The sequence below is a fragment of the Staphylococcus sp. B1(2026) genome, assembly GCF_058895785.1.
In genome coordinates this window covers 1-11913 of the sequence record NZ_JBZXTS010000002.1, presented here as the reverse complement: position 1 = coordinate 11913, position 11913 = coordinate 1, and the positions used below count along the sequence as shown (strand labels likewise).

12 protein-coding genes and 15 tRNA genes are annotated in these 11913 nt (G+C 32.6%); 5 read left to right on the top strand and 22 right to left on the bottom strand.

Annotated features, from left to right (window positions below; all coding sequences use genetic code 11):
- Position 1 precedes the first annotated feature (1 nt).
- The 5 genes from gatA to AC5EAH_RS00560 all read right to left on the bottom strand — a co-directional run bounded on the left by gatA (position 2) and on the right by AC5EAH_RS00560 (position 5124).
- On the bottom strand, positions 2-1462 hold the full coding sequence (gene gatA, locus AC5EAH_RS00580) for an Asp-tRNA(Asn)/Glu-tRNA(Gln) amidotransferase subunit GatA (RefSeq protein WP_493492796.1): 1461 nt from the start codon (positions 1460-1462) through the stop codon (positions 2-4).
- A gap of 22 nt (positions 1463-1484) precedes the next feature.
- A complete protein-coding gene (gene gatC, locus AC5EAH_RS00575; protein WP_493492795.1) occupies positions 1485-1775 on the bottom strand; it encodes an Asp-tRNA(Asn)/Glu-tRNA(Gln) amidotransferase subunit GatC in 291 nt (96 codons plus the stop codon).
- A gap of 127 nt (positions 1776-1902) precedes the next feature.
- Entirely contained in the window at positions 1903-2505 is a 603-nt protein-coding gene (gene rpsD, locus AC5EAH_RS00570) for a 30S ribosomal protein S4 (protein WP_493492794.1), read from the bottom strand.
- A 235-nt stretch (positions 2506-2740) separates the two neighbouring features.
- Positions 2741-3937, bottom strand: a complete 1197-nt coding sequence (locus AC5EAH_RS00565; RefSeq protein WP_493492793.1) for a DUF6287 domain-containing protein — start codon at positions 3935-3937, stop codon at positions 2741-2743.
- Positions 3938-3951: 14 nt separating this feature from the next.
- Positions 3952-5124: a DUF6287 domain-containing protein gene (locus AC5EAH_RS00560; RefSeq protein WP_493492792.1), complete on the bottom strand. Its 1173-nt coding sequence runs from the start codon at positions 5122-5124 to the stop codon at positions 3952-3954.
- A gap of 216 nt (positions 5125-5340) precedes the next feature.
- On the opposite strand from AC5EAH_RS00560, the gene AC5EAH_RS00555 reads away from it, so the two are divergent.
- The 5 genes from AC5EAH_RS00555 to AC5EAH_RS00535 all read left to right on the top strand — a co-directional run bounded on the left by AC5EAH_RS00555 (position 5341) and on the right by AC5EAH_RS00535 (position 9694).
- Positions 5341-5976 (top strand): DedA family protein, encoded by a 636-nt coding sequence (locus AC5EAH_RS00555; RefSeq protein ID WP_493492791.1) that lies wholly within the window; start codon positions 5341-5343, stop codon positions 5974-5976.
- 147 nt (positions 5977-6123) lie between these two features.
- Positions 6124-6993 (top strand): YitT family protein, encoded by an 870-nt coding sequence (locus AC5EAH_RS00550; RefSeq protein WP_493492790.1) that lies wholly within the window; start codon positions 6124-6126, stop codon positions 6991-6993.
- A gap of 122 nt (positions 6994-7115) precedes the next feature.
- On the top strand, positions 7116-8060 hold the full coding sequence (locus tag AC5EAH_RS00545) for an L-lactate dehydrogenase (protein ID WP_493492789.1): 945 nt from the start codon (positions 7116-7118) through the stop codon (positions 8058-8060).
- Between the two features lie 108 nt (positions 8061-8168).
- Entirely contained in the window at positions 8169-8732 is a 564-nt protein-coding gene (locus tag AC5EAH_RS00540; protein ID WP_493492788.1) for a LemA family protein, read from the top strand.
- An 80-nt stretch (positions 8733-8812) separates the two neighbouring features.
- Positions 8813-9694, top strand: a complete 882-nt coding sequence (locus AC5EAH_RS00535; RefSeq protein ID WP_493492787.1) for a M48 family metalloprotease — start codon at positions 8813-8815, stop codon at positions 9692-9694.
- 53 nt (positions 9695-9747) lie between these two features.
- Here the strand turns inward: AC5EAH_RS00535 and AC5EAH_RS00530 are convergent, their stop codons facing one another.
- The 17 genes from AC5EAH_RS00530 to AC5EAH_RS00450 all read right to left on the bottom strand — a co-directional run bounded on the left by AC5EAH_RS00530 (position 9748) and on the right by AC5EAH_RS00450 (position 11886).
- Positions 9748-10083, bottom strand: coding sequence for a DUF6568 family protein (locus tag AC5EAH_RS00530; protein ID WP_493492786.1), 336 nt, complete (start codon positions 10081-10083; stop codon positions 9748-9750).
- Positions 10084-10095: 12 nt separating this feature from the next.
- Entirely contained in the window at positions 10096-10419 is a 324-nt protein-coding gene (locus AC5EAH_RS00525; RefSeq protein WP_493492785.1) for an antibiotic biosynthesis monooxygenase, read from the bottom strand.
- A 159-nt stretch (positions 10420-10578) separates the two neighbouring features.
- Positions 10579-10649 (bottom strand) — tRNA-Cys (locus tag AC5EAH_RS00520).
- A 1-nt stretch (position 10650) separates the two neighbouring features.
- Positions 10651-10726: transfer RNA gene (locus AC5EAH_RS00515), tRNA-Gln, on the bottom strand.
- Between the two features lie 11 nt (positions 10727-10737).
- Positions 10738-10813, bottom strand: a tRNA-His gene (locus AC5EAH_RS00510).
- A gap of 19 nt (positions 10814-10832) precedes the next feature.
- Positions 10833-10903: transfer RNA gene (locus AC5EAH_RS00505), tRNA-Trp, on the bottom strand.
- Between the two features lie 4 nt (positions 10904-10907).
- Positions 10908-10991: transfer RNA gene (locus AC5EAH_RS00500), tRNA-Tyr, on the bottom strand.
- Between the two features lie 9 nt (positions 10992-11000).
- Positions 11001-11076: transfer RNA gene (locus tag AC5EAH_RS00495), tRNA-Thr, on the bottom strand.
- Between the two features lie 8 nt (positions 11077-11084).
- Positions 11085-11157 (bottom strand) — tRNA-Phe (locus AC5EAH_RS00490).
- A gap of 15 nt (positions 11158-11172) precedes the next feature.
- Positions 11173-11248, bottom strand: a tRNA-Asp gene (locus AC5EAH_RS00485).
- A 9-nt stretch (positions 11249-11257) separates the two neighbouring features.
- Positions 11258-11331, bottom strand: a tRNA-Met gene (locus tag AC5EAH_RS00480).
- Positions 11332-11343: 12 nt separating this feature from the next.
- Positions 11344-11436: transfer RNA gene (locus AC5EAH_RS00475), tRNA-Ser, on the bottom strand.
- Positions 11437-11443: 7 nt separating this feature from the next.
- A tRNA-Ile gene (locus AC5EAH_RS00470) sits at positions 11444-11520 on the bottom strand.
- Positions 11521-11535: 15 nt separating this feature from the next.
- A tRNA-Met gene (locus tag AC5EAH_RS00465) sits at positions 11536-11609 on the bottom strand.
- 28 nt (positions 11610-11637) lie between these two features.
- Positions 11638-11713: transfer RNA gene (locus AC5EAH_RS00460), tRNA-Ala, on the bottom strand.
- Positions 11714-11727: 14 nt separating this feature from the next.
- A tRNA-Pro gene (locus AC5EAH_RS00455) sits at positions 11728-11804 on the bottom strand.
- 5 nt (positions 11805-11809) lie between these two features.
- Positions 11810-11886: transfer RNA gene (locus tag AC5EAH_RS00450), tRNA-Arg, on the bottom strand.
- Between the last annotated feature and the right edge of the window lie 27 nt (positions 11887-11913).

Here is an 11913-nt window from a genome sequence, read left to right as displayed (position 1 = left end):
CCTACTTAATGTCTAATACTTTATCGTGATGATGATAGTGTTGTTCATATGCATATGCAACATTATAAATTGTACTTTCTGCAAAAGGTTTACCTATAATTTGCAACCCAATTGGACGCCCATTTGCGACACCACATGGAATAGAAATGGCTGGTAATCCTGCTAAGTTAACTGGAATTGTTAAAATATCATTTGCATACATTGTTAATGGATCATTAATCATTGCACCTATATTAAAAGCAACTGTTGGTGCTGAAGGTCCTACGATAACATCATATTGTTCAAATACTTTATCAAAGTCTTGTTTAATTAGTGTACGTACTTTTTGTGCTTTTTTATAATAAGCATCATAGTAACCTGATGATAAAGCAAAAGTCCCTAACATAATACGACGTTTAACTTCATCTCCAAAACCTTCTTGACGTGTTAATTTATAAATTTCATCTAATGTTGTGGCATTTGGTGATTGATAACCATAACGAATACCATCAAAACGAGATAAGTTTGATGATGCTTCAGCTGAAGCTAGTAAATAATAAGTGGCTACTGCATATTTAGAATGTGGTAGCGCAACTTCATCTACAATAGCACCTCTTGCTTCTAATTCTTTAATTGCTGCTGTAACAGATTGTCTCACTTCTTCTGAAACACCTTCACCTAAATATTCTGTTGGTACAGCGATTTTTAAACCTTTAATATCGCCTGTTAATTGGCTAGCAAAATCAGGCACTTCAACTGGTGCTGATGTAGAATCATTAGCATCTACACCTGAAATAATAGATAAAATACGTGCATTATCTTCTACTGTACGTGTAATTGGTCCAATTTGATCTAATGATGATGCAAAAGCCACTAAACCAAAACGAGATACACGACCATAAGTAGGTTTTAATCCGACAACACCACAATAAGCGGCAGGTTGACGAATAGAACCACCTGTATCAGAACCTAAAGTAAATGGTACTTGTCCGGCTGCAACAGCTGCAGCACTACCACCTGATGAACCACCAGGTACAGCATTTAAATCCCAAGGGTTTCTCGTTAATTTATAATATGAGTTTTCAGTAGATCCACCCATTGCAAATTCATCCATGTTTAATTTACCGACCATAACTGGATTTTCTGCATATAATTTGTGCATAACTGTCGCATCATAGATTGGATTAAATCCTTCTAAAATTTTTGAAGCACATGTTGTTTCTACATTGTAAGTAATAATATTATCTTTAATTCCCATCGGAATCCCAAATAATTGACCTGTCATTTGGTCATTAGCTTGTAATTCATCTAATTTTAATGCTTGTAATTGTGCTTGTTCTTTACTTAAGGCTAAAAAAGCACCTACTTTATCGTCTGTTTGTTCAATTCTATTATAAGACGCTTCAACTAATTCAGAAGGTTTAACTTCTTTAGCACGTAATTTGTTAATTAATGTGGTTACTGAATAATCCATTAAAGACATTGTTCTTCCTCGTTTCTTAATATTAATCCATAATTGAAGGTACTTTAAATTGCCCCGCTTCTTTTTGAGGTGCATTTGCTAAAACTTCTTCTCTAGGTAAACCTGCTACAGCAACATCTTCTCTAAACACATTGTGTAAATTCAATACGTGGCTTGTTGGTTCAATGTTTGTCGTATCTAATTCATTTAATTGTTCAGCAAAATTAATAATTGCTTCTAATTGATTACGGAATTGATGTACTTCTTCGTCTGAAATAGCTAATTTTGCTAAATGTGCTACATGACGAACTTGTTCTTCACTAATTTTTGACATAGTAACCTCCATGTTATTAAGTATTTTCAACTAAATATTTTAACATTTTCATAAAATAGTAGCAAATCATTTATGCCACTTAAAAGAAAAACTTCTAAGATGATAAATCTTAGAAGTTTTTTCAACATTAACGTGAGTAGAACTCAACGATTAATTGTTCATTAATTTCAGCTGGTAATTCTGAACGTTCTGGTAAACGTACAAATGTACCTTCTTTTTTATCAGCATCAAATGTTAAATATTCTGGTACGAAATTGCTTGCATCAATTGCTTCAGCAATAATTGCTAAGTTAGCAGATTTTTCACGTACTGAAATTACTTGACCTGGTTTAACTGAGTATGATGGAATATCAACACGTTTGCCATCTACTAAAATGTGACCGTGGTTAACTAATTGACGTGATTGACGACGTGTTGTTGCTAAACCTAATGAGTAAACAACTGCGTCTAAACGACTAGCTAATAATTTCATAAAGTTTTCACCATGTAAACCTTGTAATTTACCAGCTTTATCAAATAATTTACGGAATTGTTTTTCATTCATACCGAATAAGAAACGTAAACGTTGTTTCTCTTGTAATTGTAAACCGTATTCTGATAATTTTTTACGTTGTGTAGGACCGTGTTGACCTGGTACATAAGGGCGTTTAGCCAATTCTTTACCAGTACCACTTAATGAGATACCTAAACGACGAGATTTTTTCCAAGTTGAACCTGTAAAACGAGCCATGTATATGCTCCTCCTCTTTTTGTTTTTATTTTGTTGTAAAACAAAAAGCTATAAGTGATCTTAGTTGTGTATATTATGAATAGTATTTTCACTAAGCAGCGTTAGTTACCAATACACCTATTTGGCACAATATAGAGGCAACGTCAATCACTTCGCTGCTATTATTTTACATAATTGTAATTGTATCTTGTCAAAGTATTAATGTCAATAGTCTGGAGCATATTTTTAAACAATTTTATTTAACACGATAATAAAACTCACTATTATTTGATGGTATGCCTTGACCCATCCAAATTCTATTTTGAGTTACGTCAGAAGGATCTTCAAAATTATGTTGATTATTTTCAAATGAATTCAAACTAATACCAGCAGGTAAAAATATGACTAGTGCTCCACCCACAGGACTATTTATTGGCTGCATAGCCGTTTGCAAACCACCGTTTAAACTTTTGCCACTTTGAATGTTCATTTTAATGACATCTGAGACAACACCATTACTATCAAATGTTACTTCTCTACCTATACCATCACGCCAAGTGCCAATAATTGATGAATAATCTCCTGCAAACAAAGCATTAACATCAATATCACTTGTTGTGACAGCTTGCTTTTGTTCAGTTAATTCTGTTTCCGCTTCTTGCGATTCAGTTGATAACTTAGTATTAAATGTATGCCAATTAAATACTTTCTCATCTAATAAGTTAGCTTCAATATCAAGGGCTTCTTTCTCTTTGTTATCTCCTGGTTTGTCAATTGTATATTCAAATTGATATTTTAATGTGATTAATTTATCGTTTTCTATTTTATACATAGAAACAAGTCGCTCTGAACGGCTTGATAGCCAATCATTTGTAACTATTGTGCCATCTTCATAAATGTTTAATGAAGAACGCGTACCACCATATGGTGCCACCACGCCACCAGCTACTGCAAATTGTGGTCTACCATCTTTCAAATAATAAATCGCTTGATTCATGCCTGATACTCTTCCGATAATTAATTCTTTTACACCATCATGGTTTATATCTAAAAAATCATACGCTAATTCTGAATCAACAGCCGAATCATAGAAATGCATCATCACAAAATTTTCACTATTACCATCATTACTCTGTGGAAATATACGATTTAATTCTGCCATATAATCATCACTATTTTTTGCTTTTTTTAAACGATTTAATTCACTATATTTATCAATAATTTCTTTATAAGCCTCATCATAATTAATATCAACTACTTTTTGTGCAACATCAGTTGTTTGTTCATTTTTTTTAGTTTTTAACTGTTTTTTCTTTGTAGATGTTTTTTCTTTGACTACTTCTTTACTCACTATTTCTTGAGAAGTTTCTGCTATAGTATTTTTCTGTTCACCACATCCAACTAATAATGTACCTATAGAACAAAATATGGCTAACTTCATTAATTTTTTCATTATTTATCTCCTTCTTAATCTACTTTATAATAAAATTCATCGTCTCCTAAAGGTATGCGTTGCCCCATCCATATTCTATCTTTAGTTATGTCAGAAGGGTCAATAAAACTCTCAATCTTTTCTTGCATCTCAGTTTCATCCATATAATTTATATAAGTTGCATACGGATGAAACTTCACACCTGCTGGAATAAATGTTAAACCTTGACTACCTGGTGCTGGATTATTAGGTGCCATTAAAGATTGTAAAAAACCATTCGTTTTTATATTAGATATATCTAATGCAACGTGCTGACCTTCATTTAATGTGCCATTATTATCAAAAGTAATTTTCTGACCTGTTGATCTTTGCCAAGTACCGGCAACACTTGAAAAATCACCTTCACTAATCGCATCAATATTCATAGTAGTAGATTGAATATCAGTTGCTTTCACCTCTTTCACTTCAGGTAATGGTTTCCAAGTAAATTGAGATAAATCAACTTTTAGTGCTGTTACACCCACTGCTGCTTTGATATGATCTTCATCATCATTTTCTATTGTTTCTTCTCTTTGTTTTTCTAAATTATGACTTGTTAATTGATAAGACTCAACATTGACACCGGGTATATTCGTTACGATAATTGTGCCATCTTGATAAATACTTAAATTAATACGTGTACCCCCACGTGTCGCTGCTACGCCACCAGCTACTGCAAATTGTGGATAATTATTGCCCATACTAGCTATATCATCAGTTAAATAATAAATCGCAAAGATTGTGCCTTCATTACCGATAATCAATTCTTTCTTACCATCATGATTAATATCAACATAATCATACTTCATTAAAAAATCTGCAGACGACTCATAAAAATGCATTAACATAAAATTTTCTTTTTTTTCTGCTGTCTTTATTGCTTCTAAATATTTTTTTAAGTTCCCTTCATTTTTTAATTTCATATAATGTGCATAACGATTCAAAATATCTTTATAAACTCCATCATAATCAATGCCTACTTCTTCTGATTTTTTCATACTTACAATTTCTTGTTTTTTAGATTGTTCAATACTTACTTTTGGCTTTTTAGTAACGCTCATCGATTCATGCGTTTTTGATACTGGTTCATTATTTTCTTTGTGTTGCATACATCCAATCAACAATACACCACTCAAAGAAATTATCATTGATTTTATTACTTTTTTCATTATAAAACTCCTTTGTTAAAGATAATTGAAACAATAAAAATATTATCTATGTTATTATACAAAATATATCATTTTTCTACCTATGAATCAAATTGAATACTATTTAATGCTCCTATTTATTTTAACAATATCTTTATACTAATATTTAGCTTTTAACTAGCTTTATGGTAAGATAATTGATAAGATGATTTTATACTTACAAATGAAGGAGTTATTATGGCAACCATCACATTTATCATTGATTTTATTTTACATATTGATGAACATCTATCAGATATTTTATCTAATTATGGACCTCAAACATATATGATTTTATTTACTATTATTTTTTGTGAAACTGGTTTAGTTTTTATGCCTTTTTTACCTGGTGATTCTTTATTATTTGCATCCGGTGCATTATGGGCAACTAATCAACTAAATATTTTTGCATTAGTCGCTATTATTTTTTCTGCAGCAGTGATTGGTGATTTTGTTAATTATAATATTGGTCGCTTATTTGGTGGTAAACTGTTAAAACAAGCTTGGTTTATTAAATTAATTAGACAACAAAATATTGATAAATCTTATGATTTTATTGCTAAACATGGTGGTAAAGCAATTTTCTTAGCTAGATTTTTCCCAATTATTCGTACGATTGTACCTTTTATTGTTGGTGCAGGTAAAATGGACTATGCTAAATTTCAAATATTTAGTATACTTGGTTCATTACTATGGGTACCTTTATTTACTTTTGCTGGTTATTTTTTCGGTAACATCCCAATAATAAAAAATAATTTTACATTAGTCGTTTTTGGAATTATCGGCATTAGTTTATTACCTATGATTATTTCAGCCATTAAAAGTAGACGTTAAATTTTATTATTTAATCGTAATTATATGACAATTTTCATGTTATTCATTTAACATTGAGAATTGTTTTTTTTTATAAATATCAATTATTTCTTTATTCTTTTCATACTTTTTATTTTATGATACATTTAATAAATAAAGGAGGAATCTATGCTAATTCAAAAACAAACTCAACATTATATGAAAGTATGGTTACCTAGAATCATATTAATTACACTCGGTGCAATTATCATGGCAGTGGCATTAGAATTATTTTTAATACCTAACTCATTATTAGATGGTGGTATTGTTGGTATTTCTATTATCTTGTCAAAAATTACAAATATGCAGTTAGGAATTTTCATTTTTATTCTTAACATCCCATTCTTTTATTTAGGTTATAAACAGATCGGTTTAACATTCGCCTTATCTACGGCTTATGGTATTACCGTTCTATCTATTGCAACAAGCCAACTACATACTGTCAAAGCCTTTGTTAATGAACCTTTCTTAGCCACAATTTTTGGTGGTTTAATTTTAGGAATAGGTGTTGGTTTAGTTATTCGTGTCGGTGGTTCTTTAGATGGTAGTGAAATTTTTTCAATTGTGGTAACAAAATATTTACCTTTCTCAGTTGGTGAAATTGTCATGATGATTAATTTAGTAATTTTTACAGTCGCTGGTTTTGTGTTCACATGGACATCGGCTATGTATTCAATTATTGCTTATTTCATTGCTTATAAAACAATGGATGTAGTTATTTTAGGTATTGATGAATCAAAATCTGTTTTCATCATCACTGAAGAATATGAAGAAATTAGTCAAGCAATTATGCACCGTCTTGGACGTGGTGTTACTTATTTAAACGGACAAGGTGCTTATACTAATGAAGAAAAGAAAGTAATTTTCACAGTTATTACTCGTTTAGAAGAAGCAAAATTAAAATCATTAGTACATGAAAAAGATATTAATGCATTTGTAGCTATAGGTAATGTATCTGAGGTACATGGTGGTAACTTTAAAAAACGAGATATCCACTAAAAATTAACAAAAATTTAACAATTGTAAACAGTTACATAAAAATCACCTTGATTTGAACTTTTGATTTTATCTATTTTATTGTATACTATTGATATCAAATTTTAACCTTAGGAGGTTTTTTTATGGAACGTACAATGAATCGTGTAGCATTAATAGGTACAGGTGCAGTAGGATCAAGTTATGCTTTTGCTTTAATTAACCAAAATCTATGTGATGAATTAGTATTAATTGATGTTAATACTGAAAAAGCACATGGTGATGCTTTAGACTTAGTTCATGGTGTACCATCTGGTGATGGTCATACAAAAGTATTTGCGGGTAGTTATGCAGATTGTAAATCAGCAGATATCGTATGTATTTGTGCTGGTATTGGTCAAAAACCTGGTCAAACACGTCTAGATTTAATTGACACTAACATTAAAGTGTTTAAATCTATTGTTGAAAGTGTTGTTGCTGAAGGATTTAACGGTATTTTCTTAGTAGCTACAAATCCAGTTGATATTTTAACTTATGCTACTTGGAAGTTTTCAGGTTTCCCTAAACATCGTGTAATTGGTTCAGGTACAACATTAGATACAGCTCGTTTACGTCATAATTTAAGTCAATATTTTAATATTTCTCCAAAAAGTATCCATGCGAATATCATCGGTGAACATGGTGATTCAGAAATTGCTGCATGGTCATCAGCTACAATTTCAGGTACACCAATTTTAAGTTTATTAGACGAAGAACATTACAAATTAGAAGATTTAAACAATATCTATTTACAAACACGTGATGCCGCTTATGAAATCATTAATGCTAAAGGTGCAACATTCTATGGTATCGCTATGGCTTTAACTCGAATTACTAAAGCAATTCTTAGCGACTCTAATCAAGTATTAACTGTTTCAGCACCACTTGATGGTGAATATGGTTTTGATGATGTTTATGTAGGTGTCCCAACAGTTATTAATCGCGAAGGTATTGCACGTGTATTAGTTCAACCATTAAATGATGAAGAAAAAATAAACTTCGAAAAATCTGTACAAACATTAAAAGATACACAATCACCATTCTTCAAATAGATTAGCATTCGCTAATCTATTTTTTTATAAATAGTCCTTAAGACTTATAGCTATTAATATAAAAATATAGTAAAATAAATTTATTATAAGAAAAGAGGTTACATCATTATGTTTTTAACATTCTTACTAATTGTTATTGGATTAGTTATTCTAATTGCATTTTGGTTTATCAATACAAAAAATAAATTTGTAATTTTAAATAATCGTATTGATTCTGCATGGGCTGAAATAGATAATGTTTCCATTAATCGTCGTGAAACAATTCCTAACTTAGTTAACATTGTTCAAGGTTATACTAAACATGAAAAAGAAACATTAACAGAAATTGTTGAATTAAGAAATAAAATTCAACAAGTACCTGACAGTGCTCACAATGATCAATTACATTTAGAAGATCAAATGACTAAAGGCTTATCACGTGTTATTGCATTATCTGAAGCTTATCCTGAATTAAAAGCTGATAGTACTTTTGTAAGATTAATGAGCGAAATTACAGCAGCAAATGATAAAATTACTTATGCAAGACGTTTATACATTAATACTATTGCTGAATTTAATAATGCTGTTGAAATGTTCCCATCTAGTTACATTGCTAATGCTAATGGTTACACGAAAAAAGCACAATTTGAAGCACGTCCAGAAGAACGTGAAAATGTAGAAGTGAAATTTTAATTTAACAATTATTAGTGAGAAGACGAAGTCAGTTTCTTTAGATATCGTTTTCTCATTTTTATTATTCTAGGAGGTTTAATATGACAGTTTTTACACAAATTAGTAGTAATAAAAGAAAAACAATTTTAATTCTTTTATTATTTATGTTACTAATTATTGCTGTTGCTTGGGCAATATCTTACTTATCCAATGCTAATTTTTTTATAGTTTTAGCTGTTGCTTTAAGTGTTGGTGTTATTTATGCATTTATTTCTATTAAATATGCAACCTCTTTTACAATGAGTAGAAATCATGCTATAAAAGTAGAAAATCGTAACGAGTATTTAGATTTAATTAGTGCTGTAGAAAATGTTGCTTTAATTGCTAAATTACCTGTTCCAGAAATTTATATTATACAATCCTCTGCATTAAATGCATTTGCTACTGGTATGAGCCCTCAAAATGCTGCTGTTGCGGTAACAAAAGGATTAGTTGATACTTTAGAACGTGATGAGTTAGAAGCTGTTATTGCTCATGAAATTGCGCATATTAAAGGCTATGATGTTCGTTTAGCCACTGTCGCAATCATTGTTGTTACATTATTAAGTTTCATTCCAGATATGTTGCGTCCAATGATGTGGTCAAATCATAGTCATCAGAAAAAAGAAAATAAAGATAGTCATCCAATTATGATGTTGCTTGCAATAGTAATTATCATTGCTTCACCTATTATCGCAACCTTTTTACAATTAGCTTTAAGTAGACAAAGAGAATTTTTAGCTGATGCACAAGCTGTTTATATTACCCGACATCCACAAGCTTTAATTCGTGCATTAGAAAAAGTAAAATATAATTCTAATGTCAATGATATTAATGAACATGATGCTAATATCTATTTTAATACACCTATGAAACATCTATCTGGTTTTATGAATACTCATCCTTCAATTGATGATCGTATTACGGCACTTAAAAATATGTAGATAATTTAATAAGGGCTAGAAAACTTTATCGTTTTCTAGCCCTTAAATTTATTTTAGTTAGCTATCATTGCCTTAATTTCTTCAATAGACATACTTGAATCACATCGAACATTCACTTTACCATCATTCGCATGTAAAAAACCAGGTACAGTTACTATATTATATTTTTCTCTAAATTTTTGTAATTCATCAGACACTTCTTCACTATTAACGAAATACATTTTCTCTTCAATATTAACTAACTTTTTAGCAAATTTTTGACAATATGGACATGATGCGCGTCCTACAAAAACAGTAATTTCTTCATTATTTAAAATCATTTCTTCTACATCTGTTACAGACGTATGTATTAATTTTTCAATATCTTTTAAAAATGTATTATTAAACATGTTAAATTTCTCCTATTTAATAAATTCCACACCTACTTGGTGTTTAACTACTTTATTACCAATAATAATACTTTTAATATCATCATTTTTTGTACGTACATTTTTATGAGCTTGTTTAAAAACATCTGATTTTAACCAAGTATTAAATGCTTCCTCATCTTTCCAAAAAGTGAATACATTAATTCTATCATGTTCACTATCTAAGCCTTCTACTTTGGTAACATACATCTTAATAAAGCCATCAATTGTTTCAATACCTTGCCTTAAAGTAAAACGCTCAATCACTTCATCACAATGACCTGGAACTATATATACAATATTTTGTGCTAAAAACATCAATATTTACCTCTCTATTTATAGATTTACATATAAAATTATATTATATCTGATCACAATTGCAAAGAATATCATATCATTTTATACTTTATTTTATCACAATCTCGTGAATATTAGTAATCATTATTAAAAAAGCATAGACATTGTCTATGCTAATTAAGGCGGCAACCGGATTTGAACCGGTGATCAGGGTTTTGCAGACCCATGCCTTACCACTTGGCTATGCCGCCATGGCTGGGATACCTGGATTCGAACCAGGGGAATGACGGAGTCAAAGTCCGTTGCCTTACCGCTTGGCTATATCCCAAAATTTAAAAATGGGGCGGATAATGGGAATCGAACCCACGAATGTCGGAACCACAATCCGATGCGTTAACCACTTCGCCATATCCGCCAAAATAAAAAAACAAAGGCAGGGGCAGTAGGAATCGAACCCACACCAAAGGTTTTGGAGACCTCTATACTACCGTTGTACTATGCCCCTATAATGGTGGAGAGAACTGGATTCGAACCAGTGAACCCGAAGGAGCGGAGTTACAGTCCGCCGCGTTTAGCCTCTTCGCTATCTCTCCAAATTAGAATGGTGCCGGCCAGAGGACTTGAACCCCCGACCTACTGATTACAAGTCAGTTGCTCTACCAACTGAGCTAGGCCGGCATAACAGATGCCTCGAGACAGAGTCGAACTGCCGACACATGGAGCTTCAATCCATTGCTCTACCAACTGAGCTATCGAGGCATATAAAATTAATAATGGCGGTCCCGACGGGAATCGAACCCGCGATCTCCTCCGTGACAGGGAGGCGTGATAACCGCTACACTACGGGACCTTTTTAAAATTGCGGGAGGTGGATTTGAACCACCGACCTTCGGGTTATGAGCCCGACGAGCTACCGAACTGCTCCATCCCGCGATAATATAATAATGGAGGAGGAAAGGGGATTCGAACCCCTGCAAGCTTTTACACTCCTGTCGGTTTTCAAGACCGATCCCTTCAGCCGGACTTGGGTATTCCTCCAACATAATGGTGGACCTTGCAGGACTCGAACCTGCGACCGGACGGTTATGAGCCGTCTGCTCTAACCAACTGAGCTAAAGGTCCAATGTTCAAAAATAATGGCGGTAGAGGGGATCGAACCCCCGACCTTACGGGTATGAACCGTACGCTCTAGCCAGCTGAGCTACACCGCCGTATCCTGAAGATATCCAATTAATCTAATGGTGGAGCCTAGCGGGATCGAACCGCTGACCTCCTGCGTGCAAAGCAGGCGCTCTCCCAGCTGAGCTAAGGCCCCATAATTACTTTAAATGGTCGGGAAGACAGGATTCGAACCTGCGACCCCTTGGTCCCAAACCAAGTGCTCTACCAAGCTGAGCTACTTCCCGAAAAATGGCGCGCCCGAGAGGAGTCGAACCCCTAACCTTTTGATCCGTAGTCAAACGCTCTATCCAATTGAGCTACGGGCGCATAAATGGTGCCGAGGACCGGAATCGA

What these genes read in the sequence shown, in the direction of transcription:
- gatA (WP_493492796.1), bottom strand. Translation starts at nt 1,462, where the DNA reads ATGTCTTTAATGGATTATTCAGTAACCACATTAATTAACAAATTACGT.
- gatC (WP_493492795.1), bottom strand. Translation starts at nt 1,775, where the DNA reads ATGTCAAAAATTAGTGAAGAACAAGTTCGTCATGTAGCACATTTAGCA.
- rpsD (WP_493492794.1), bottom strand. Translation starts at nt 2,505, where the DNA reads ATGGCTCGTTTTACAGGTTCAACTTGGAAAAAATCTCGTCGTTTAGGT.
- AC5EAH_RS00565 (WP_493492793.1), bottom strand. Translation starts at nt 3,937, where the DNA reads ATGAAAAAATTAATGAAGTTAGCCATATTTTGTTCTATAGGTACATTA.
- AC5EAH_RS00560 (WP_493492792.1), bottom strand. Translation starts at nt 5,124, where the DNA reads ATGAAAAAAGTAATAAAATCAATGATAATTTCTTTGAGTGGTGTATTG.
- AC5EAH_RS00555 (WP_493492791.1), top strand. Translation starts at nt 5,341, where the DNA reads ATGGCAACCATCACATTTATCATTGATTTTATTTTACATATTGATGAA.
- AC5EAH_RS00550 (WP_493492790.1), top strand. Translation starts at nt 6,124, where the DNA reads ATGCTAATTCAAAAACAAACTCAACATTATATGAAAGTATGGTTACCT.
- AC5EAH_RS00545 (WP_493492789.1), top strand. Translation starts at nt 7,116, where the DNA reads ATGGAACGTACAATGAATCGTGTAGCATTAATAGGTACAGGTGCAGTA.
- AC5EAH_RS00540 (WP_493492788.1), top strand. Translation starts at nt 8,169, where the DNA reads ATGTTTTTAACATTCTTACTAATTGTTATTGGATTAGTTATTCTAATT.
- AC5EAH_RS00535 (WP_493492787.1), top strand. Translation starts at nt 8,813, where the DNA reads ATGACAGTTTTTACACAAATTAGTAGTAATAAAAGAAAAACAATTTTA.
- AC5EAH_RS00530 (WP_493492786.1), bottom strand. Translation starts at nt 10,083, where the DNA reads ATGTTTAATAATACATTTTTAAAAGATATTGAAAAATTAATACATACG.
- AC5EAH_RS00525 (WP_493492785.1), bottom strand. Translation starts at nt 10,419, where the DNA reads ATGTTTTTAGCACAAAATATTGTATATATAGTTCCAGGTCATTGTGAT.